Genomic DNA, 23,918 nt, shown 5'->3' on the forward strand with positions numbered 1-23,918 from the left:
TATGTTCTATTACATAAAAATAAATTCCTCGCCTTTGACATGCTCAGCGGCGATTTACATTACAACATAGGGTTTAATTCATGGCGATTAACTTTCCTAAGGTTTCTGCTTTAGCATTTGCTGTTGCAGTGGCATTACCGTCAACTGCGTTTGCAGAAAAAAATAATGAAGAAAAGGCTTGGTCCGTAAATGAGCCACAAGGTGTATTTAAGACTGTCGATATCGATGTACAGCAGGGCACATGGATGAATGTCGATATGAGTCCAGATGGCAAGACCATTGTCTTTGATTTGCTTGGTGATATTTACACTATGCCGGCATCAGGTGGTGAAGCTAAAGCCTTGATGACGGATATCGCTTGGCAAATGCAGCCAAAGTTCAGCCCAGATGGTAAGTATATTGCTTATACTTCTGACCAAGATGGCGGTGATAACCTATGGATTATGAACGCTGATGGTACAAATCCAAAGCCAGTAACAAAAGAGACCTTTCGTTTATTAAATAGCCCTGCATGGTCGCCAGATGGAAACTATATTGTAGGCCGTAAACACTATACAGGTTCGCGTTCTTTAGGCGCAGGCGAAGTATGGCTATACCATAAAACGGGTGGTAGTGGTGTGATGTTAACGAAGCGTCCAAATCAGCAAAAAGATTTAGGTGAACCATCGTTCTCACACGACGGTAAATACGTCTATTTCTCACAAGATGCGACGCCAGGCAAAACGTTCCACTACTCAAAAGATTCTGTGAAAGGTATCTATAAGATTAAGCGTTATGAGTTAGAAACTGGCGAAATCAATACGATTATTTCAGGTAAAGGCGGTGCAATTCGACCAACGCCATCGCCAGACGGCAAATATTTAGCCTTTATCAGTCGTGATGACTTCCAATCAAACTTGTACTTGTATGATCTGGTGAGTGGCGAAGAAATCTTGATTCACGAAGATTTAGAACGTGATATGCAAGAAACATGGGCAATTCACGGTGTTTATTCAAATATGAGCTGGACACCAGATAGCGAGAACTTAGTATTTTGGGCTGATGGTAAAATCAAAAAGCTTAATATTGCGTCAAAGAAAGCTAAAACGATAGAGTTTCACGTAAAAACTCAAAAGAAAATTCAAACAGCTTTGAAATTCGAGCAAAACCTAGAGCAAGACGACTTTGATGTGAAAATGCTACGAAACGTGCAAATTTCACCCAATGGCAAACAAGCTGTCTTTGAAGCGATGGGTAATATTTACACCCGTTCATTACCAGACGGTAAACCAAAGCGCCTAACTAAAGAAAAATCTAAGTTTGAGTTCTACCCTAGCTTTTCTCGTGATGGGAAAAAGATTGTATATATCGCATGGGACGACCAAGATTTAGCTGAAATCAAAGTAGTTTCATCACGTGGTGGCAAAGGTAAAACGATTTCTAAAGAGCCTGGCAAATACGTTGAACCAACGTTCTCTCCTGATGGCAAAACCGTTGTTTATCGCAAAATTTCAGGTGGTTATATTACCGAACCTACTTGGGGATTAAACCCTGGCATATATGCTATACCGGCAAAAGGCGGTAAGGCTACGTTAATTACTGAGCGCGGTGTTCAGCCTCACTTTGGTGCGACCAATGACCGTGTTTACGTAATACGTGGCGGTGAAATGCCAAATATTGCACGTGTTGATATTGATGGTCAAAACGATACAACTCTTTATCAAGGTAAATTCGCTACAGAATATCGCGTATCGCCTGATGGACAATACTTAGCATTTGCTGAACGCTTTAAAGTGTTTGTTACGCCATTTGTAGAACGCGGCGATGTAATTACCACAGGCCCTAAAGGTGGTAACTTCCCTGTTAAGCAGTTATCTGTGCGTGCAGGTGAGAGTATTAGCTGGAATGGCGATTCAAATAAGCTGTATTGGAGTTTAGGCCCTGAACTTTACCAAGCGTCAGTAGCTGGTTTATTTGATATTAAAGGTGAAGGCGAAGCGGCTGATGAGAGCGAGCCAACGGTAACAAACTTAAGTTTCAAGCATAAAGTAGATAAGCCGTCTGGCGCGATTGCTTTCGTTGGTGGCAAGGTTGTTACAATGGAAGGCGATCAGGTTATCGATAACGGTGTTGTTGTTGTCGAAGGCAATAAAATTATTGCAGTCGGTGCGCAAGGCAGTGTTGATATTCCAGCTAACGCTAAACAAATCGATATTAGTGGCAAATCAATTATGCCAGGATTAATCGATGCCCATGCCCATGGCCCGCAAGGTAGCGATGAGATTATTCCGCAACAAAACTGGAAGAACTACGCTGGTTTAGCATTGGGTGTTACAACTATTCATGATCCGTCAAATGACACTACTGAGTTTTTTGCAGCAAGTGAAATGCAAAAAGCCGGTGACATTGTTGCAGCGCGTTTACACTCAACCGGTACAATTTTATATGGTGCAACGGTAGCTGGTTATACTTCGCACGTTGACAGTTTAGATGATGCTAAATTCCACGTAGAACGTTTACAAAAAGCCGGCGCTTATAGTGTGAAAAGCTACAACCAGCCTCGCCGTAATCAACGTCAGCAGTTTATTCAAGCAGCTCGTGAAGCGAATGTACTCGTTGTGCCAGAAGGTGGTTCATTATTACAGCACAACCTAACCATGGTAGTAGATGGTCATACAACCTTAGAGCATTCAATTCCAACTGAAAAAATCTATGATGACATCAAGCAGCTATGGTCAGCATCGGAAATGGCCTACACGCCAACAATGGGTGTTGCCTATGGCGGTATTTCAGGTGAGCATTTTTGGTACGATACAACCAACGTTTGGGAACATGAGCGTTTAAGTAAATATGTACCTAGCGAGTTTTTAGATCCGCGTTCAATGCGCAGAACGAAAGCGCCTCATCATCACTACAATCACTTTAACGTGGCAAAAGTAGCGAAAGAGATGAATGATTTAGGGGTACTAGTAAACTCTGGTGGTCACGGTCAACGTGAAGGTTTAGCAATGCATTGGGAAATGTGGATGATGGCACAAGGTGGCATGAGCCCGCTTGAATCGTTGCGTACTGCAACTATGAACCCAGCTAAAACTTTAGGTCTTGATAAGCAACTCGGTTCAATTACCAAGGGTAAATTGGCTGACTTAATTGTTGTTGACGGTGATATTACTAAAGACATTAAAATCAGTGATAAAGTAACCTATACCATGATTAATGGTCGTTTATTTAATGCAGAAACCATGAACGAAATTGGTAACTACGATAATAAACGTGAGAAGTTTTACTTCGAAAAATAAGTGATATTAATTGGTAAAAAGGGTCCTAACGGACCCTTTTTTATTTAAGTTTATTTGTTATCCAGATTATCATCCATCGCTTTTTCAATCGACTGTTGGGTACTGGAAATTGTTTTATCCTGTTGCGAAATCTTTTTTTCTAATTGGATCAATCGCTCAATAATTTGTGCATTTTGACTGCGTAACTCACGGTTTTTGACATTGGTATCTGAAAAACCAAGAATTTTAGATGCTGCTAATGCACCAAGCCCGCCCATGATACCGACACCAAAAATGAACATGATCATTACCATTGCTTGGCCACCAACGGTAACTGGGCCAATTCGACCAAAGCCAATGGTGGTTGAGCTCATTAACATTAACCAAATAGCGTCAGCATAGGTTTTCACTGTGGCGTCAGGATGACTCTGTTCAAAATGTAAAGTAAGGAAGCCTAATGAGCATACCAGCAAAATCATCGATAATAGTGCTAAGAAAAAAACGAAACGGGTTTTGTAGTTTTTCACACCATGTCCATCGACATAATAAAACTGATCGGAACTAAGCATTCGTTGGAAAATAATAGGCATAATAATTTATCTTGTCAGGCAAAATTTTCTTATAAGTATAAATAGCCTAACGGCTATTTCAATAGATTAGCAGGCGAATATTGATCGGTAAGAATGCGCGTATTTTTTGGCCAGTCTTGTTCGATTTTCATGCTGCGAAGTACACGATAGATATCAACACCGTATTTTATCAATACGGGAGCTAGTTGATCTGCGCGTGATTCTAATTCCGCTTGCGTCGGTTTAGTGCCATTTGTATAGGCAATAATACGATTGCCATGCTCATTAAAGCGAACATTATAGAACTCACCGAAAACAGCTTGGTAGGTTGCTGACTCAGCGTTGTAGAGCTGGCTTAATGAAAAGGTATTTGCTGTCATCACGCCGGTAGGTGAAAGTAGCTTTTTAGTTTCCGCTAAAAACTCTTTCGTCATTAGATGTTCGGGAATATAGTCGCCATTGTAAGCATCTAAAATAATCCAATCATATTGCTGCTTTTTGAGCACCGCTCGCTTAATGAATATACGCCCATCTTTTTCGTAGTTGGTGACCTGTTGGTTTTCTTTAAAATCAAAATACTGTTTTGCCACTTTTACAACGGCAGGATCAATTTCAACATTGTCAATAATCGCTTCGGGAAATAGTTGGTGAAAAGTATTAGATAGCGTGCCGCCACCTAAACCTACAATCAAAATACGTTTAGGGTTTGGCTTAAGTAACAGACCAGAAAATGCGAGCTTCGTGTAGGTAAATACCATCTTGTTAGGATCAGATTTATAGATACAGCTTTGATTACTGGTTTCACGTTTTACACTAAATTTTAAACAGCGCAGATCTCCACTATCTTCAACAAAAATATTTCGGTATAGCGATCGCTCTTGATGAATGACCTCTGCAAATAGCGTAGGTGAGGCTATTAAAAGCAGGATTGTAAATGCGAGGATATTTTTGATCATGCTGAAGCCCTAACTTGGTGTTTTGACGAGGCAGTAAATACGTGATTCAAAATGATTGATGTTATGCCTAAAGCCATCAGCAAGAAACAATAAAACAAGATAATGGTATTTACTTCAAACCACAGGACAAGATAGAAAGAGGTCATTAACGTTCCGAGCGCACTACCTATGGTGGAAACAAAATAAAGAACGCCGGCAACTTGCCCGCTTTTTTCTTTGTCGGTGATCAACAGTCTAATCGAATAAGGAGAAATCATGCCTAAAATCACTGTAGGGATAAAGAATAGTGCAACTGAAGCGACAAGTGAGCCATACCGAGTATCTTCAATGTTGACAAATATCAGCTCTAAAATCGGTGTCGCAAATAAGGCGATCGGCGTGACGGTGAGACCAGAAAAAAAGAACAGTAAGCCATATTTTTTAAGCGTTGGTAAATGGGTAGAGAATTTACCGCCAATTAAATAACCTAAAGATAGGCTTAAAAGAAAGACAGCAATAATACTGCCCCAAATATGAATGCTAGAGCCAAAATAAGGCGCAAGTATACGACCGCCGAGCAACTCAATGCCCATGATGGCAAAGCCACTTGAAAATGCTAGGAGGTAAATAAAAAGGTTTTGCCACATAAGAGATTTGGTTAATTATTGTTTTACAACATATTAACCAGATGTGTTGCGATCTACCAGTTGAATTTCAAAACAAAAAAGCCTGCTAAATGGCAGGCTTCTATTCGGTATCAGTTAATCTAATTAGTTTAACATGGGTTTTAAGAAGTGTGCGGTGTGCGAGCGTTTATCTTTTACAATATTTTCTGGCGTACCTGTCACTAAAATTTCGCCACCACCAGAGCCGCCTTCAGGGCCAAGATCGACAATCCAATCGGCTGTTTTTACGACATCTAGGTTATGTTCAATGACAACAATGGTATTTCCGTGATCACGCAAGCGATGAATAACCTGCAGCAACTGCTTGATATCATGGAAGTGCAAACCTGTTGTTGGCTCATCCAAAATATAAAGCGTTTTACCTGTATCGCGTTTAGAAAGCTCTTTCGCCAATTTAACGCGCTGTGCTTCGCCGCCAGAAAGTGTCGTAGCTGATTGACCCAGTTTAATGTAACTCAAGCCTACATCCATTAATGTTTGTAACTTGCGTTTCACTGCAGGAATAGGCGCGAAGAACTCTAGCGCGTCTTCAATCGTCATATCGAGTACCTCATGGATACTTTTTCCTTTATAACGAACTTCCAACGTTTCTCGGTTATAACGTTTACCTTTGCAAACATCACAAGGCACATAAACATCAGGTAGAAAGTGCATCTCTACTTTGATTACGCCATCACCTTGACATGCTTCACAACGACCACCTTTAACGTTAAAGCTAAAGCGGCCTGGTTTGTAACCGCGTGAGCGGGCTTCTTGTGTTGCTGCGAATATATCTCGAACAGCGGTAAATATACCTGTATAAGTTGCAGGGTTAGAGCGAGGCGTTCTACCTATTGGGCTTTGGTCGATATCGATAACTTTATCAAGATGCTCTAAGCCAGTAATTGATTTATATGGCGAGGGTTCTTGCGTCGTTGCGCCATTTAATTCAGTGTGAGCTAACTTATATAATGTGTCATTTATGAGTGTTGATTTACCCGAGCCAGACACCCCTGTAATACAGGTCATCAAGCCAACTGGAATGGTCAAATCAACATCTTTAAGGTTGTTACCACTTGCTCCTTTTAACTCAACAACATTTTTGGCGTTGAATTGTGTGCGTGATAGTGGTACTTCAATACACTCTTTTCCTGATAGGTATTTTCCGGTGAGTGAGTCTTCACTTTCTAGGATGTTTTCTAAGCTACCTTGCGCAATAATATTACCGCCATGAACACCTGCACCAGGGCCAATATCAATAATGTAGTCAGCTTCACGAATAGCATCTTCATCATGCTCAACAACAATAACGGTATTACCTAAATCACGTAAATGTATCAGGGTGTTGAGCAAGCGCTCGTTGTCACGTTGGTGCAAGCCAATTGATGGCTCATCAAGTACATACATAACACCGACTAAACCTGCACCAATTTGGCTAGCAAGTCGAATACGCTGGGCTTCACCACCTGAAAGGGTATCTGCACTGCGCGATAAATTTAAGTAGTTTAGGCCGACGTTGACTAAGAAGCCTAAGCGGTCATTAATTTCTTTTAGAATTTTTTCTGCGATTTTGCCGCGTTGGCCTGATAGTTCCAAACCTTCAAAAAATGCTAGTGCTTCAGCGATAGATAATTCTGCAACCGTAGGAAGTGGCACATTCTCAATAAACACGTTACGTGCTTCAAGACGCAAACGAGAACCACCACAATCATTACATGGCTGGCTATTTAAATATTTAGAAAGCTCTTCTCGAACAGCATTCGACTCAGTTTCTTTATAACGACGCTGCATGTTGTTTAAAATCCCCTCAAACGGGTGCTTTCGCACAACGATGTCGCCTCTATCGTTCATGTATTTAAATTCTATTTCTTGTTTACCGCTGCCGTATAAAACAAGCTTTTGTGTTTTTTCAGGTAGTGCTTCAAACGGTGTATCGAGCTCGAAGTCGTAATGTTGACCTAATGCTTGGAGCATCTGGAAGTAATAAAAATTACGTTTATCCCAACCACGAATCGCACCGCCCGATAAACTTAATTCAGGGTTAGTGATAACGCGACTTGGATCAAAAAACTGCTGATTGCCAAGACCATCACAGGTTTGACAAGCACCTGCCGGATTATTAAATGAGAACAGCCTTGGTTCTAACTCTTGCATAGAGTAGCCGCACTTTGGACAGGCAAAGTTAGCAGAAAAGATAAGCGCTTCTTTATCTGGCTCATCCATATAGGCGACTTTAGCTGTACCGTTCGTTAACCCTAACGCAGTTTCGAATGATTCAGATAAGCGAAGTTGAATATCGTCACGCACTTTTAAACGGTCAACGACAACTTCAATAGTATGTTTTTTGTGAAGCTCTAGCGGTGGTGGATCTGATAAGTCGCATACCTCGCCGTCGATACGCGCACGAATAAAACCTTGGGCACTTAGGTTTTCTAGCAACTTAATGTGCTCACCTTTACGGTTTTGCAAAACCGGCGCTAAAATCATCACTTTAGTGCCTTCTTCGAGCGCCAGCACTTTATCAACCATTTGAGAGACTGTTTGTGCAGCTAACGGCTCATGATGCTCAGGACAACGAGGTTCACCTACTCGAGCGTATAATAAACGCAAATAGTCGTATATTTCAGTAATTGTACCAACGGTAGAGCGTGGGTTATGAGATGTAGATTTTTGCTCGATAGAAATAGCTGGCGATAAACCTTCAATATGGTCAACGTCTGGCTTTTCCATTAAAGATAAAAACTGGCGAGCATAAGCAGATAAAGACTCAACATAACGTCGCTGTCCTTCTGCATAAAGCGTATCAAACGCTAAAGACGATTTTCCTGAGCCCGACAAACCTGTAATGACAATCAATTTATCGCGAGGTAACACTAAATCAATGTTTTTTAGGTTATGGGTTCTAGCACCCCTAACTTCAATCGTATTCATAACCAATCCGCTTACTTAAAGAACCCACTAGTATCGCATAAAAACGCATCAATGTTGACCTAATTAGCTTAATTATTTAAGGGCTTTCGATGGTGATTATTGTGTGGAAGTCATGCTAAAATAACGTGTTTTTCCCATAAAGTATGGTGAAATCGATATTCCTTAACAAGAAACAAGGCGCTGAACTAGCTAATGAAAGCAGACGGATTAAACAGTATAGAAAAGAAAGCGGCATTTTCACTAGCGACCGTTTTTGGCTTGCGCATGCTTGGTTTGTTTATGATCCTGCCAATTTTTGCAATTTATGGTGTTGAGTTAGAAGGTTACTCACCTTTATGGCTAGGTGTTGCTATTGGCGCCTATGGCCTTACGCAAGCGCTGTTACAAATTCCAATGGGAATCCTGTCGGATAAGTTTGGCCGTAAGCCGATAATCATTATTGGCCTAATTGTTTTTCTTATTGGTAGTTTAGTTGCAGCCAGCGCAGAGTCGATTTATGGCGTTGTGTTTGGTCGTGCACTACAAGGCATGGGCGCAATTGCAAGTGCAGTGCTCGCCTTAGCGGCTGATTTATCGAGAGAAGAGCAACGTCCTAAAGTGATGGCAACAATCGGTATGTTTATTGGGTTGTCATTTACCGTCTCTATGGTTGTAGGGCCGATTGTTGCGCAAAGTTATGGTTTGTCAGGTGTCTTTCTATTCACGGCGATATTAACGCTAATGGCTATTTTTATGGTGCAATTTGTTGTGCCAGTGTCTCAAAATAAAGCGCCCAAAGGCGATAATGTCGCTATTCCACAACAGGTAACACGCCTGATAAAACACCCTCAACTCTTTAGATTGAATGCCGGTGTTTTTATTCTACACATGATATTAACGGCGAGCTTTGTTACCTTGCCAACGTTATTTGTAAAAGCGGGTTTACCATTAGAGCAACATTGGTCGCTGTATTTACCTACGTTGTTTGGTTCTTTCTTTTTAATGGTGCCATTTATGATTTTTGCCATTAAAAAAGGTTATGAGAAAGGTATGTTTAGCGCGGCCGTCGCGTTACTTGCCTTCACTTTGCTTGCCTTGACCTACCATAGTGAATCGCTCGTCTGGCTAGTGGTATTAATGGTCGCTTTCTTTACTGCTTTTAACTATCTTGAAGCAACAATGCCTTCCCAATTAGCACGTATCGCGCCAGCTGGAGTCAAAGGCAGTGCAATGGGAATTTTTACCTCAAGCCAATTCATGGGCGCATTTGTTGGTGGTGCTCTTGGTGGTTATATCGCTCAAAACCTAGATGAAAGTGCAATATTCATGTGCATGGCTTGGTTTGCTATTTTTTGGTTTGCGCTCTCTTTATCAATGCAAGCTTATCTGCCTTCAAAGAGTTATAGCTTTTCAACACCTCAACTGAATGAAGTAGAAAGTGAAGCCGTATTGCAAAAGTTAATTAAATTACCTGGAGTTGTCGAAGCAACGTTAGTTTATGAAGAGCGTGTAGCATACGTAAAGCTAGATGTTAAAAAAACATCGGTTCAACAAGTTAAGTCGTTATTACATTCTTAATAGAGTTCATCAATGACATATTCCATGTCTTTGTGACCAAGTTTTAATTGCACGTCGTCGTCTATTGCTTTGCCAAGCATTGCTTTACCTAGTGGAGAGCTTGGCGTGATAACCTTGATGGTCTTTCCACCCTCAACACAGCTCATGCCACCACCAACAGGAGCAATAAAAAAGTACTGCGTTTGATGTTGTTCATTACTTAGAACAACCAAGCTACCAGCCTTGATATACCTATGGCATTCATTCTGTAGCATGAGTTTCTCAATGATCGCAATGGCTTGCATTAACTGTTCAGCTCTTTGAGACTGGCCATGCGCTAAAAAACTAGCTTCTATTGCCAGCGTATCATATTGTGTTTCAGCCACTGATTGATCATCTGTTGCCGCCAACCTTGCTTGCTCTGCAGCGTGCGTAGCATTGTCTAACTCAGCGCTTAACTGAGTTTTAATGTTCATCAAAATAGGTACTTTATTCATTCGTCAACCATAATGTAAAAGCTTGACAAAGCCAATGAATAAGATAAATTAGATGTCAATCTGACAGGTGTCAACATTGAGTGCTAAAAACGTAAACTCGCGTGACGACATTGTGTCTATAGATATCAATTGCTTGGGAATAAATTATGACAACATCAACGATGTATCCTCACCTATTAGCGCCTTTAGATTTAGGCTTTACGACCCTAGCGAATAGGGTGTTAATGGGCTCAATGCATACCGGCCTAGAAGAAGAAAAAAATGGTTGGTCTAAGCTTGCCGCGTTTTATGAAGAACGCGCTAAAGGAGGTGTTGGTCTGATTGTTACCGGTGGTGTAAGTCCAAACATTCGCGGTCGTGTTGCACCCTTTGGTGGCGATATGACTATGCCATGGCACCCTAAAAAACATAAAGAAGTAACGGCTGCTGTTCACAAGTATGATACGAAAATTTGCTTACAGTTACTTCATACAGGGCGCTATGCATATCACCCGTTTAGCGTTTCAGCGAGTGCAATTAAAGCACCCATTAACCCTTTTAAACCAAAAGCAATGTCTAGCCGTCAAATTTGGGGCACAATTAAAGACTATGCAAAAGCGTCTCGATTAGCGCAAAAAGCTGGTTACGATGGTGTTGAAATTATGGGTTCTGAAGGTTATTTATTGAACCAGTTTAGCTGTAAGCGCACTAATCACCGTACCGATGAATGGGGTGGTAGTATTGAAAACCGTATGCGTTTTGCAGTTGAAACTGTTCGTGAGACCCGTGAACGCTGTGGTGAAAACTTTATCATTATTTTCCGTCTATCAATGCTCGATCTTGTTGAAGGCGGCAATAGTTGGGAAGAAGTTGTTTTAATGGCTAAAGCGATTGAAGCCGCAGGTGCAACAATTATCAATACCGGTATTGGTTGGCATGAAGCTCGTGTACCCACTATCGCAACGTCGGTGCCACGCGCAGCATTTACTTGGATAACTGAGCGTATGAAAAAAGAGGTGAGCCTACCTCTTGTTACAACTAACCGCATTAACACGCCTGAAGTCGCCGAAGAAGTTTTAGCTAATGGTCATGCTGATATGGTATCAATGGCACGCCCCTTCTTAGCTGATGCCGATTTTGTTAATAAAGCCGCGGCAGGTAAAAGTGATGAAATTAATACATGTATTGGCTGTAACCAAGCGTGTTTAGATCATGTGTTTGAGCAAAAACGTGCGTCTTGTTTGGTTAACCCGCGCGCTTGTTATGAAACAGAGCTTACGTTCTCAGATACAAAACAAGTAAAGAACATTGCAGTCGTAGGTGCAGGTCCAGCAGGATTAGCGTTTAGTGTTTACGCTAGTCAACGTGGGCACAAAGTTACCTTATTCGATGCAGGTTCAGAAATCGGTGGGCAGTTCAATGTTGCCAAACAGATCCCAGGTAAAGAAGAGTTTTATGAGACATTACGATACTTTAAAAAGCAACTTGAGCTATGTGATGTCAATATTCAATTGAATAGCTTTAAAACTTCTCAAGAGTTAGCTGAGGAGGGCTTTGATGACGTTGTTATTGCGACAGGCATTAAACCGCGTCAATTAGCAATTGAAGGCATCGAACACGAAAAAGTGAAAAGCTACTTACAGGTGTTGAAAGAGAAAGAGCCAGTAGGGCAAAAAATCGCGATAATCGGCGCAGGTGGTATTGGTTTTGATACGGCGAGCTACTTGGCCGAGGAAGAGTCGTTAACGACGAATACTGAGGCTTGGATGAAAGAGTGGGGCGTTGATAAAACCTATGAGCATGATGGTGCATTAACGCAGTCTGAGTCGGAGAAGGCAGAGCGAGAAATTTTCTTACTTCAACGTAAAACGTCTAAGGTAGGTAAGCACTTAGGCAAAACGACAGGTTGGATACATCGCGCATTCTTACAAAAGAAAGGCGTCAATATGATTCCAGGCGTTACTTACAAAGAAGTAAATGATCGCGGTCTTTTGATTGAAGTCAACGGTGAGGAGCAACTACTAGAAGTAGACAATGTGATCATTTGTGCTGGTCAGGAACCAAATCGTGATTTGGCAACTGAACTAACGCAGGCGGGTCAAAATGTGCACTTAATTGGCGGTGCTGACGTAGCTTCAGAGTTAGATGCGAAACGTGCAATCAGACAAGGAGCTGAATTAGCTGCCAGTATTTAATTTGATTGTTTATATCAAAAAAGGCTTACCGTTAGGTGTCGTAGATCATATCTGACTTACAGTTCAAGTTAATTGGTTTAGATTTCATCTAACGGGAAGCTATGAGCGAATTTGAGACGGTTGCGTTCATTTGGTGTTACTAGTTTATTCCTATATAGTAGAGGTTCAGTCAACTTATTTGTGCACCAAGTTGATTTATAGTAGAAAGAAGTAATTTATTATTAACAGCCCCTAGTAAGATAAAGTGGAAGTTTAAGTAATGATAAAGCCTCTCCTTATATACATAGTGTTAGCTATGGGAACTTTTCAGGTTGCTATCGCCGATCCAGTTAATTGTTATAGCGTTAATATATCAGCACATCCGAACTATCCTCCTTTTCATTGGAAAGAAAAAGATACAATAGTTGGTGCATCTATTGATATCAGTCAAAAAATATTTGAAAGGCTAGGCGTAGAAGTAAGCGTAAGTTATGAAGGCCCATGGAAAAGAGTTCTAATGTCGGCCAAACAAGGAAAAATAGACTTTATACCTGCTTTAAAAAAAACTTCAGATAGACAAGAGTACTTCCTATTTACTCATAACGAATTTTCAATAAACCCAGTCGCTATTTTTGTAAGAAAAGGCGAAACTAAAGTTCCAGCTTCACTGGAAGATTTAGTCGGTTTATTTGGCAGCATAAATGCAGGTGATAAGCATGGTGACAAGATAGATTCATTTGTATTAAAACAACCTAATATGCAATTTATTCATGGGTTAGCACAGAACTTTGAAATGCTAAAGCTTGGTAGAACTGACTATTTTATTACTGGGTTTTATACAGGCTACGACTACCTTAAGTCCAATGAGTTGAGTGAACATTTTAAAATGGCATTTAAGATCAATGGGCTAAAAGTTCACAATGGATTTGCACTTCATTATGCAAAAGAGTGTAACGCAATTATAAAAGAGTTTGACAAACAGCTTTCACTTCTAAAACAAAAAGGAGAGATAGAACAAAGCATTAACGATTATAATGAGCTCTGGTTAGGAAAGTATAAAGAACATTAAAATGAATAGATTGCTAGAAATTCTTACGAGACCGTAACTCATTATGTCCCGATATGAGTTGAATGTCTGCTTAAGCTTTGGCATATAATCAGTGGCAGCAAGCTTGAACGGCTCAATTGGCACGGAAAAGACTGTCAGATTTGATTGTGTTCTATTAACCAAATTTTACAGATAAAGTTAAGACTTATTCACATTAGGTTGTTCAGATTAGGTAAGCCTTTTTATGTTTATTGTGTGTTGTTCTACTCGAAATCTAAAGCAAGTGACTTTTTAAAAAGCTTCCCTGTTTCTTCATCAAATGAATTGACTAAACCTTGGTAGAGTTTTCGTTGTTCATCAGGCTTATCTAACGCTGAGTTAATATCACGAATAAACTTTTGATTTAGTGGCGTGTCATTACACATTAAATAGGTGCTAATGTCTTTGCCTAAGCCTTCTTCTAATGTATAGCTTGTTAAAGATTGAACATTTACACCTTCAGGAATGATCTCAGGCAACACGGTTGGCCATAAAATAATCGCATCTAATCTGTCAGCATTTAACATTTTAATTACTTTGCCATAAGCGGCATCTTCAAAAACCATAATCTTCTCAAAAAGCGCTTTTGGTAGTTTATTTGATAAGGTTCTATAGGCGAAACCTTTATTAACAATACCTAACCTAAATTGAGGATTGTCAGTTAACAAGCTATCAAGATTTAGCACACCTTGGTTAGATGCCTCTTTTATCACTGTTGACTTGCTATTCTCTTTAGTGATTAATCTTGGCCTTATATAGGTGTTAATAGGTTTGGAAAACAATGCATATTGGCTGCGTTTAGGGTTTTTAAACACGTTAATAACGCAGTTGTTTTGGCTTTTGTCTTCAGCATTAATAACAGAGTCGACAACACTGACACTGCCAAGCTTTAAATTGAATTGGTAATTTTTAAAATGATTGGCGACATAATCGCCATATAAATGATCTAGCCTCAATGTTTTTAGTGAGGAGTCACCTTGATAAAGCTTGGCAATTAAGTACCAATTAATCGGATTACTATGATCTTTTGAGAAATACTCAGCAAATTGAAAAGAAAGGTCGTTGTCAAAAAACTCTTTTACTTTGCCTTGTGCTAACAAAATCGGCATTTTTTCATCGTAAATTGATGCTAGTTGCTTACCTTGTTTAGTGTTAGGAAAGCCTAAATACATTTTTTGTTTTGGCAGTATCTCAACATGCTCGAGTTGCTTTTTTGGGTCAGCGCTATTTAAATCACTGGCATAAAGTAGCGCACCATCTAATCGTCCTTTTTCTATTAATCGAGCAACGTTTGCCAGGTTATCCATAGGGTAGAGTTTTACGTTGGGTGGCAATCTACTTTTTAACACGTAGTTACTAATCCCCGCTATGTTTAGGTTATCAATATCACTAATGGATTTTATTTTGTGCTTATTGCTGTCAAATAATAGGTAAAATGATGAGTCCATATCTAAATGAAGTGCAGGGGTAAGGACATTAGGGAATTGTCCTTTATAAACCCCTATGACAATATCAGCTTGGTTTTTTGACACCAAATTAAGCGCTCTATCCCTACTGACTACTTCAAATTCTAGATCGTATTGTTCAGCGTAAACTGCCCTGACAATATCCCAGTACTTTCCAGTTAAGTCAGCATTTGTTGAGCCTTGCCACTCTTCAGCAACAACACGTAATACAGGTTTTTCAGCAAAACAAATACTTGTATGCACTAAGGTACATAACAACAGCAGTATTTTCACGACGTGCTTCATCAATTTCTTACCCTTTTAGTTACTGAAGAGATTTTGTTTAATGCTTAGGATTAGTGGCTCTTTTCACTTGATAGTTTAGCGTCGATCTTAGCTTGTTTTACCATATCTCTGACATCTTCCAAGAGCGTGGGTGCATGATAGATAATGCCGTCCTTAATGGTATAGTGAACACCGCCTTCTCGCACTGGTTTGTTATTATCATCAAGTTTGAAATGACCGGTACCGTATAGCTCTTTTAAATTACGTAATGGATTATTTTTAACAATAACCAAGTCAGCTTTTTTTCCAACTCGAATAGAGCCTATTTCACTTTCTAAACCTAATGCTTCAGCGCCATTGTAAGTTGCCGCTCGCACTACTTCTAATGCGTTGAAGCCTGCTTCTCTGAGTAATTCCAGCTCACGAATATAGCCAAAACCATAAATCTTAAAAATGTATCCTGAATCAGACCCCGTAGTTACTCGGCCACCATGATTTTTATAATCATTAAGAAATACCATCCATTGTTGGAAGTTTTTCTTCCAAGCAATTTCATCATCGGTAGTTAAATAGAACCTTAAGCTAAATATCCAATATGATAGTATGGGATTTATGGTATATTCTTTTAACAGTAACACTTAAATATCAACTTTGTTAGGTAGTAATATTATTATGCGTAAAGACATATTAGAAAATGTGAAGATAAATGGGCAACCATTTCACAAACTAATTGTTATTACTGATGATGACAACAATGTTTTATTGCTACCATTATTATACGCTGTTCATCTTGATAGAATAGGAACCTCATTCAGATACATTCAACGTAAAGATGATGATGGGAAAGAGTATAAAGAATTGGCAGAAGGGATACTAAGTGAATCAAGTATACCTACTTACTTTTCTTATATTTCTAAATTTCACAACTATTTAAATGAGCTAGCTAAAAGCGTTGAAAACATATCAACTCATCAAGTTTATAAATGCGATAGTTATTTCGTGAATGACTACTTAAATGACTTTTTGGTCGAAAGTGGAATTAAATCAATTGATGAGCACAAAGCAGCGTTGGATGGCTACTTTAATTTCTTATCTCATATCGGTATTTGCCACTCTCTAGATTTAGCCATTTACGCTAAGTCCAGACAGCGAGTAGCAGAATTGGATGAGACAAAAAATGTCATCAAGTACGTATCACGTGATCATCGTCATTTACTGCAAATGGCATGTAAATCAAAAGCGGAAAAACTTATATTGAGAATGGGTCATGAAGTTGGGCTTAGAGCAGCAGAAAACTGTGGTCTACTTCTAAAGAAGGAAAAAGAAACCGATACAAATAATGGATTACAGTCTCTATTTGACCAACTCGAAGAAGATAAAAATAAGAGCAAATTCAGATACCACTTACAAGGTAAATATACAAAGAATGGACGGCCTAGAGACATTTACTTTAATAAGGAGCTACTTCTTGCTCTAAAGGATTATGTCGAAACTGAACGCCAAGACATGATTGATGTTAACGACTATCAACATGATTACTTATTTGTAAGAAGCGACAATGGTTGTGAGGGGCTACCTATAGCTACATGGCATGCCTCGAATGTCTTTAGTAAGAGAAAAGTAAATATCCCCGGACTTGATCAAGAGTTAACTTACCATGCTTTGCGGCATACTTTTGCCACAGAACTATTCTACCAGAATTTATTGGATAAGAGTGGTAGAGAAACTCGCAGTGAAAGTGCAGCTCTTATTAACGTCGCGATACGCCTTGGGCACAAGCTAGATAGAAAGGAAGGAAAAGCTCCTTCAACTACAACAATATATATTCGTTTGTTAGAAGAAATGAAGGATATTGAAGGGATGGCAGCTTAGTTATGGATGACAATAATAGAACATCTGAATTCGCATGGGACAATACGAATTTAGCAAATACATTTTCAAAAAATCGTTCTCAAGATCCAGTTCCTCTGCCTGTTGATACTAATAGGATCAACACAGGTGCTTACTTAGCATCTACGAGAATAACTGAACTTACGAACCAGCATGAAAAGGCGACATTAATATTTAAACTTTTGCGTTTGTACTTAACAACCCCCAAATTCAACAAAATTAAGGAACAATCTCGACAAGGTTACCTAAACGCAATCCATTATTTTGTCACTTGGCTGAACACTAAAGATAATGTTTCAAACACAGTGGTAAAAGATTTTGAGACTGAACAAGTAAATCATAAAAAAATAAAGCCGGAATCTACAGGAGCCACTGAAATTTTGTTTTGCATAAAACATGCATTGGTAAAATCTTCCTTGGCAGGTTCTGACTTAAAGTTTATTAGTACGGTAATAAATAAAAGTAAGTTGATTCCAAACTCAAACGTTTCGACTAAACAAGCGACGCTAACAGGATATTTTTTAGAACATTCATGGATTGAGAGTGAAATAGGCAACAAACAGTTTCTAAAATTGGCTAGCCCTAAACGCTTAATAGAGTCGTTCAGAATAGTAGTTTCAGAATCTTTGTTCTACCTGAAAAAATTTGGAGAGTTGATAAAACAAAGTTCTGATTTCAACAATTTAGTGTTGAACAACTCTGATGATATTTACACTCAACGAAATGAACTTGCAGATCTTATTAGCAAAAGGGTCGTTTTGGATGACTTAAAAAGACCTGCTGATATTTTTTCCAACATTCTACTTATTGATGGCACCAGAACTAAATTCGAGGCTCAGATACTTAATAACTTAAGTAAGGGTAAACCAGCTCCAGTAAAGTCTATTATCAAAACTCAGGTTTTTATAAATAACAATTTTGGAGAAGTCATTTCTGAATTAGAGCAACTTTTAATGGCATTTTTATGTGCTTCTTATTGTGTGCAACCAGAAGACATTTTTAAGTTACGAAAAAAACACTTCGCTGTTGCACGAAACACTAGAAATGAACCTCGTAATATATCGATAACTTACTTCAAAGGCAGATCAGGCGGCAATCACGACACGCCTGTTCTCTCTATGCGGCATTCCGCAGGACGAGCTATATACCAATATTTGGATAGTATACCTGAAAATCAGGAACACCTATTTAGCCAAAAGCTAGATCGAGTTAAGTTTTCGACCTATTCGATACATTCAGTTAAAAATGATAATTCGATTTCAAGTTTTTTAGTAAGGCTTTGGCGTAGCAATCACTTCAAATCTCAAGTAATGCCTGTATTAAATACTGAGGGGAAAAGTACTCTTTTTCTTGATTGTATATCTGCGATTTCTTCACCTAAAGCTTTCCCATTCTCCGCATGGAAGAGAAATAATATGGGATTGTATGAAGATTACATCAACTCAAGTGTATTTACTCAACCAGTATATCTATTTTGGTTGGCGCATATAAAAAACTCTGCTGTCCATGCTAACTCTGATAAATACCGAGACGGTGATATTAAAAATTTTAATTCTCATACATCTTTGACCGAAAAGACCAACTATTTAGGCTCCGATAACCCAGAATTTGTGAATCAAGCTGGACGTGTTTCACGAGCTGTATTACAAGATATCGAAAGCTCCGTATATCAACCAAACTTGGACAAACTCCAATCAAAGATCCACGATAAAAATATACGCTCTCATTTGGTTAAAATTACTGAAAACGATGACCTATCAGTCAAAGCAATCGCTCATGAAGATAATACCTACGTTTCATCAGAATTTGATTTTGATGACATTAGAATAATTGAAAGTAAGGAAACGGTAGTGCAAATGCTTCACTACATAGCTCAAGCTGATAAATATTCGGAGCAACTAAAAAAGATGAATCCTAACTTTTTTTACTTCACTGTTCTGGTCAACGTTGAGTGGCATAAATACGTACTGTCTGAGCTGTTCAGTCCTAAATCTGATGCATTCATTCAAGGCAAGAGCACATACGAAAATATCAAAAAACATTTGCCAGATTTATTTACAAATGAACTGTATGGAGGGATTGGCTAATGAGCAGTGTTATTTCCATTTCTCAGCAATCTCAGGAACTGTTAAATAACAATGAGCTTATAGAGATCTTAAATGGTCTGTCTCAAAGCTCAACTAACAACATTAACTCTTTATCTTGGACGTTTAAAAATAAATACTTTGACGTTACTACGGATTTTTCTTCGATAGAAAACTTGAAAGGTTTATATCCTGATTGGTTTGACAGTTTTCCTATTTCTCCGACTGATATGGCCAAGTATATTTGGTTGAACCAAATGGATATTAGCTCTCAAGGTGCTCACTATTTTATAGGCCGATTTAATGGACTAGTTCTACTATTTTACTTCCTAGCACAAAATAATTGGCACAGAATAGACAGAGAAAACCTTTATTCTTTCATTGAATGGTTCCTTCTACATGACTTTAACAAATTTGTTTTCAAGAGACCTTCTATCAAAAGTTACGCTCTTTTTATCAGAGCTACGAAGTTAACCGATATAAACTTATTGCTTAAAGAAATCGGCATCGACAACTTTATTCAAGATGTTAAAGAAATCCACATTGATCAAACTCTTAAGAATGCAATTGATGTATTAAGTGGCGGAGAAGTTACTTACAATCAATGGAAAGATGGGGGAACGTTTAACTTTCTGACATTGGATTATGGCAGATATTATGTTGACTATTGTCAGGAGTACTTTAGTCAATATATAAACCATGCGCATGTATTAATGCGCATAATGAACGAGTCAAAGGATGACCTTCAACGATTAGGTGCTAAGGGCAAGACTGACAGGGCTGTGCTAAGGATTCTGTCTGGAGAAACAATCGATAACTTAATAAAGGAGTTTTCATTAAAAAGGGATGTGGCCTATGAACTGGCAGAGATACTAAAATCAAAATATCAGCGGTATATGCTGCCGTTACTCCAACATGACTATCTTTTATCAGATGAAAGCATAGACAGGGTCATTGAACGTTTTAACCTTCCAAATGATCTTCATATTCGCGATAAAATAACATTTCTAGTTGAACATGTTTCGCTGTCACAAAACATTGAGTTGGTAAGGAAATCGTTTAACGGTGACTTACAGCACATTTCGCTCGAACAGTTAACGATAGCTATTAATGAAATAAAACAAAGTGCGCCTGTAGAGGTCACAATGCCAGACTCTGACTTCTACGAGCAATTAGGCATACCGAAGACGAGTAGATCAATCATCAACAGTTTTGTAAAAACCATTCGGGATGCTGGCTTAACCTATTTTGTTTCACTCAATGGCTGGAGAAAATCAGAGTATGGTTTCCCCTTAACTTCGGTTAGTTCGATTGAAAATACGGATCCTTTGGATAAACATGCTTATCCTATACGGTTCATCGTAGATTGGCATGTTTTTAAAACGCATGGAGACACGATTACACAGCGTGAGATAACCCATACATCGTATAGATTAATCAATCAGCTTTCACTGCTACATGAAAGTCATGAAACATGTCCAGCAATGTACTTTGCTAAAGCAAACGCCAAAGATATCAAAAACTCAGGTAAAAGGATTGAAGCATCTGTTAAATCAAACTGGACACGCTTTATAGATAACTATGAACCTTTCAAAGCCATTGGCACGCAAAATCAAATTGATGCAATCTTGGCTGCTAGTAAACCCGACAACGTACTATCTTTTGAGGAAGCACAAAAAATACAAGGGCTACAGAAAATTATCAAAGCCAATGAATGGCAAAAATATATAGCCGATAATGAGCTGAGAGACGCGTATGAACGCGCCCAAAGAGAGAGAACAAGAGTAGATTTTTACCTTACTGGCCCAGAAAATAAATCTAAAAAAAACTGGCTCATTAAATATAAAAGCTATTTATTACAAGGGGAGACTGAGTTACCTAGCGAATGGATAACTATGCTAGACGAGCATTTATCTGATGACACCAAAGATTATATTCGTTCCTCTGAGCATAGTTATCTCAAAACCAACAGTGTCTCGAAAATAATCTCCGCTGAAATTATCGAAGGATGCTTATATCCAACTCCGCATGCCTTCCGGCATATGTGGGCTGAGGCAGTCTACAGGCGTTTTGATGGCGACGTTGGCTGGATGATACGCAGTCAATTCAAACACATCACAATGGGAATGTGGCTCGCTTATATCAGAGATAAAGATAACCGAGACTTAAACAATCACGTTCAAGTAGCGGTAAAGACTAGTTTGTTAAACAACTGGCTGCAAAACGAAGGAAAAGAGCATGCAGGCCGATTCCACGTATTCTTAAGACGGTTATTTAAAGTCAGTAAGTTACAAAAAGTAGAAAGTCTACATGCAGTCATAGAAAACTTAGCAAAAATTGAAATTACAGATATAAAAGCGAATCCGTGGGGATTTTGCTTATTAAGGCGCACTAATAAAGAATTAGCAAAATGTGCTGAAGATGGAGTTCCGCAACGTCAAAACGCTACTCCAATCCTTTGTCTTGGCTGTCATCACAACTTAACTAAGTCTTCTAATGTTGATTACATTGTCTTTGAAACAATGCAACATATCGCTTTATTAAGCCGTAATGATCTGGAGTTGTTTCCTCTAAATATTCTGTGGAGTTCTTATGATTTAATCAAAAAAGCACACAAGCATATTTCAAACCTCTCGCCAAATAATGAAGTGCTTAAACAATACCAAACTGCAATGATTGCTTATGAAAAATTAGCTAAGAAAGAGAATAAAAATGCTTAATCATTTTGAAGCCAAAGCAGAAGAAGCAAAAAAAGATGAGCTACCAGAGTGGGTATCAGAGAATAACTTATCTAAACCTGCTTACTTAGAGATTATCAAAAAGCAAGATGAGTTGATGGCTTATATAGAAAGGCACAAAAACTTATCTGACTTTAAGGCTAAAAAAACTTACCACATTTCAGCTCGAAGTATTGCGATAGCGTTGGATTGTGCAGCCAATAGCCTCACTGACGAAAAAAAAGTAAGTTTTGCAAAAGACTTTAATGACTTTTTAAAAGGGGTTAACAAAGAACTTCTAGAGGCCAAAAATGCTCGCGTTGAAAAACAAAGAAAAAAACAGAGCCGTGGTAAACACGCTGCTACCAAAGAAGAGCTAGTAGAGCTTGCCACATCCACTGAAGATCAACTAAAAGAGCTACAAAAGAAAAATGTAATTGAACAAGTAGAGACTATTTTCAATCAGCTTGATGAGCCAATTAGAAGAAAGTTACAAATACGGCCTTCTAATGTGGTTAAATTTTAATGGTTAAATTTTCGGTGTCGATGCAGGCATTCCGGGGTATCAATGATCTTTCTGATTACGCAGACTTTAACTAGCTGATATGAATAAGTCTTAACTTGATCTGTCAGGTTTGACTAATAGAACTTAATCAAACCTGACAGTCGCATAAGTGCCCAAAAGCAGACCTTAAGATTTATTGCAGCAACTGCTTCCTTCTTGAATAGGTGGGCATTTAACAGTCCCGTAAGAGCAATAAACGCAACAATCGCCTTTTAACGGCTTGAGTAGCGCTTTGCATCCCTCACATTCGTAATACCACTGGCAGGCGTTTGTTGGCATGGTCTCGACCTTACTAAATCCGCATTTGGGACAAGTAATCTTAGATTCTAATTCTATACCTTGCATACGGGTTCCTTAACTGGCTTAACGATATCCAACACTGACATAATTACCATCCATGTGATCCCAAAGTAAAATAAGTAAGTGCTCCAGTCGTATTGCCACAACGGATAAAGTGCCAGCAATACTGCAATTGGGCCAACTACACTTAATATGCCTCTTACCACATGCTTATGTTGATACCAGTTGTACGAGTTGACCAATAAAGCGAGTGCAGCAAACAATGGTAATAAAGTATTAACCGCTATTCCTTCAAAATGAGACAGGAAACCAAGCCCTAGAGCTGATGCTAGTGAACCGAGTGCTGGAAAACATGCTGTGCAGCTAAGTGCGGCTAGCCAAACGCCACCAGAGCCGATTTTATCAAGAATTTTATTAATCATAATTACCTCTATTTTTGAGGTAGTTTAAACTCCGTATATAGGTACAGAGTCAACAGCTAACTGAGCGAATTTATTATTGGGCATGAGTTGGGGTCTTGATTGGCTTTACAAGAATTTGTCATATCTTGAATCACCTGCTCTAGCCGCTGCAAATCAGAAATTTTCTCCCTAATTAATCTGAGTTTCTGTAATCCCATAGACTCGACATCAGCACAGCTTCCACTTAGCGACATAAGCGAAGCGACTTCATCAAGTGTAAAACCCAAAGCTTTAGCTTTTAATATGAATTTAAGTTGATTGACATGTGTGTTGTCATAGATGCGATAACCGCTATCAGGCTTTAGTGGCTGTACAATAAGTCCTTTACGTTCATAGAATCGGACTGTTTCTACGTTAATGCTTAGTTCTTTAGCCAGCTTTCCAATGGTTTTCATAAACAGACTCTCTTAAACAACTAGCATCATTTTATCATTATTAGACAAAAGCTGAACTTCCGTTAATCGCTTATAGCTGCCTGTCAGATGAAGTCTAAACCTAATCAGCAAAACTGTATGATCAGATATGAGCTACTACAAGTAAT

17 protein-coding genes and 1 pseudogene are annotated in these 23,918 nt (G+C 38.9%); 8 read left to right on the forward strand and 10 right to left on the reverse strand.

Features of this window, described 5'->3' with window-relative positions; translation table 11 throughout:
- Positions 1–80: 80 nt before the first annotated feature.
- Entirely contained in the window at positions 81–3,278 is a 3,198-nt protein-coding gene (locus tag QQK02_RS12695; RefSeq protein WP_284208428.1) for an amidohydrolase family protein, read from the forward strand.
- Positions 3,279–3,328: 50 nt separating this feature from the next.
- On the opposite strand, the gene QQK02_RS12700 is transcribed toward QQK02_RS12695, so the two are convergent.
- The 4 genes from QQK02_RS12700 to uvrA form a co-directional block, all read right to left on the reverse strand.
- Positions 3,329–3,847, reverse strand: a complete 519-nt coding sequence (locus QQK02_RS12700) for an ion channel (RefSeq protein WP_284208429.1) — start codon at positions 3,845–3,847, stop codon at positions 3,329–3,331.
- Positions 3,848–3,900: 53 nt separating this feature from the next.
- The gene (locus QQK02_RS12705; protein ID WP_284208430.1) at positions 3,901–4,782 is read right to left on the reverse strand and encodes a spermidine synthase; all 882 of its coding nucleotides are present in this window, start codon (positions 4,780–4,782) and stop codon (positions 3,901–3,903) included.
- A complete protein-coding gene (locus QQK02_RS12710; protein WP_284208431.1) occupies positions 4,779–5,408 on the reverse strand; it encodes a fused MFS/spermidine synthase in 630 nt (209 codons plus the stop codon). The genes QQK02_RS12705 and QQK02_RS12710 overlap by 4 nt, the downstream gene beginning before the upstream one ends.
- Positions 5,409–5,531: 123 nt before the next feature.
- Positions 5,532–8,357, reverse strand: a complete 2,826-nt coding sequence (gene uvrA, locus QQK02_RS12715; RefSeq protein ID WP_284208433.1) for an excinuclease ABC subunit UvrA — start codon at positions 8,355–8,357, stop codon at positions 5,532–5,534.
- A 192-nt stretch (positions 8,358–8,549) separates the two neighbouring features.
- On the opposite strand from uvrA, the gene QQK02_RS12720 reads away from it, so the two are divergent.
- Positions 8,550–9,914, forward strand: a complete 1,365-nt coding sequence (locus tag QQK02_RS12720) for an MFS transporter (RefSeq protein ID WP_284208434.1) — start codon at positions 8,550–8,552, stop codon at positions 9,912–9,914.
- On the opposite strand, the gene QQK02_RS12725 is transcribed toward QQK02_RS12720, so the two are convergent.
- Positions 9,911–10,390 carry a GreA/GreB family elongation factor gene (locus tag QQK02_RS12725; RefSeq protein WP_284208435.1) on the reverse strand — a complete coding sequence of 160 codons (480 nt, stop codon included), beginning with the start codon at positions 10,388–10,390 and terminating at the stop codon, positions 9,911–9,913. The two genes, QQK02_RS12720 and QQK02_RS12725, sit on opposite strands and share 4 nt — an antisense overlap.
- Positions 10,391–10,536: 146 nt before the next feature.
- Here QQK02_RS12725 and QQK02_RS12730 point away from each other — a divergent pair, with 146 nt between their 5' ends.
- Positions 10,537–12,564 carry an oxidoreductase gene (locus tag QQK02_RS12730; protein WP_284208436.1) on the forward strand — a complete coding sequence of 676 codons (2,028 nt, stop codon included), beginning with the start codon at positions 10,537–10,539 and terminating at the stop codon, positions 12,562–12,564.
- Positions 12,565–12,859: 295 nt separating this feature from the next.
- Positions 12,860–13,612, forward strand: a complete 753-nt coding sequence (locus QQK02_RS12735; RefSeq protein ID WP_284208437.1) for a substrate-binding periplasmic protein — start codon at positions 12,860–12,862, stop codon at positions 13,610–13,612.
- A gap of 242 nt (positions 13,613–13,854) precedes the next feature.
- On the opposite strand, the gene QQK02_RS12740 is transcribed toward QQK02_RS12735, so the two are convergent.
- Together QQK02_RS12740 and QQK02_RS12745 are read right to left on the reverse strand one after the other, a co-directional pair.
- Complete coding sequence (locus QQK02_RS12740; protein WP_284208438.1) at positions 13,855–15,384, reverse strand: type 2 periplasmic-binding domain-containing protein; 1,530 nt, start codon at positions 15,382–15,384, stop codon at positions 13,855–13,857.
- A gap of 47 nt (positions 15,385–15,431) precedes the next feature.
- Positions 15,432–15,959: pseudogene (locus QQK02_RS12745) on the reverse strand (amidohydrolase family protein); the annotation flags it as partial.
- A 73-nt stretch (positions 15,960–16,032) separates the two neighbouring features.
- Here QQK02_RS12745 and QQK02_RS12750 point away from each other — a divergent pair.
- Genes QQK02_RS12750 through QQK02_RS12765 form a run of 4 tightly spaced genes read left to right on the forward strand, consistent with a single transcriptional unit; the run spans position 16,033 to position 22,577 of the window.
- Entirely contained in the window at positions 16,033–17,232 is a 1,200-nt protein-coding gene (locus QQK02_RS12750; protein ID WP_284208439.1) for a tyrosine-type recombinase/integrase, read from the forward strand.
- 2 nt (positions 17,233–17,234) lie between these two features.
- Positions 17,235–19,337, forward strand: a complete 2,103-nt coding sequence (locus QQK02_RS12755) for a hypothetical protein (RefSeq protein ID WP_284208440.1) — start codon at positions 17,235–17,237, stop codon at positions 19,335–19,337.
- Complete coding sequence (locus tag QQK02_RS12760) at positions 19,337–22,054, forward strand: ubiquitin family protein (RefSeq protein ID WP_284208441.1); 2,718 nt, start codon at positions 19,337–19,339, stop codon at positions 22,052–22,054. The genes QQK02_RS12755 and QQK02_RS12760 overlap by 1 nt, the downstream gene beginning before the upstream one ends.
- Complete coding sequence (locus tag QQK02_RS12765; RefSeq protein ID WP_284208442.1) at positions 22,047–22,577, forward strand: hypothetical protein; 531 nt, start codon at positions 22,047–22,049, stop codon at positions 22,575–22,577. The genes QQK02_RS12760 and QQK02_RS12765 overlap by 8 nt, the downstream gene beginning before the upstream one ends.
- Positions 22,578–22,742: 165 nt before the next feature.
- On the opposite strand, the gene QQK02_RS12770 is transcribed toward QQK02_RS12765, so the two are convergent.
- The 3 genes from QQK02_RS12770 to QQK02_RS12780 are packed head-to-tail and all read right to left on the reverse strand — an operon-like array spanning position 22,743 to position 23,772.
- Positions 22,743–22,961, reverse strand: coding sequence for a GDCCVxC domain-containing (seleno)protein (locus QQK02_RS12770; RefSeq protein WP_284208443.1), 219 nt, complete (start codon positions 22,959–22,961; stop codon positions 22,743–22,745).
- Positions 22,949–23,338, reverse strand: coding sequence for an organomercurial transporter MerC (gene merC, locus QQK02_RS12775; RefSeq protein WP_284208445.1), 390 nt, complete (start codon positions 23,336–23,338; stop codon positions 22,949–22,951). The genes QQK02_RS12770 and merC overlap by 13 nt, the downstream gene beginning before the upstream one ends.
- Positions 23,339–23,394: 56 nt before the next feature.
- Complete coding sequence (locus tag QQK02_RS12780) at positions 23,395–23,772, reverse strand: MerR family transcriptional regulator (RefSeq protein WP_284208446.1); 378 nt, start codon at positions 23,770–23,772, stop codon at positions 23,395–23,397.
- Positions 23,773–23,918: the final 146 nt, after the last annotated feature.

This window comes from Thalassotalea eurytherma, from assembly GCF_030161415.1.
Taxonomy (GTDB): Bacteria; Pseudomonadota; Gammaproteobacteria; order Enterobacterales; family Alteromonadaceae; genus Thalassotalea_G; species Thalassotalea_G eurytherma.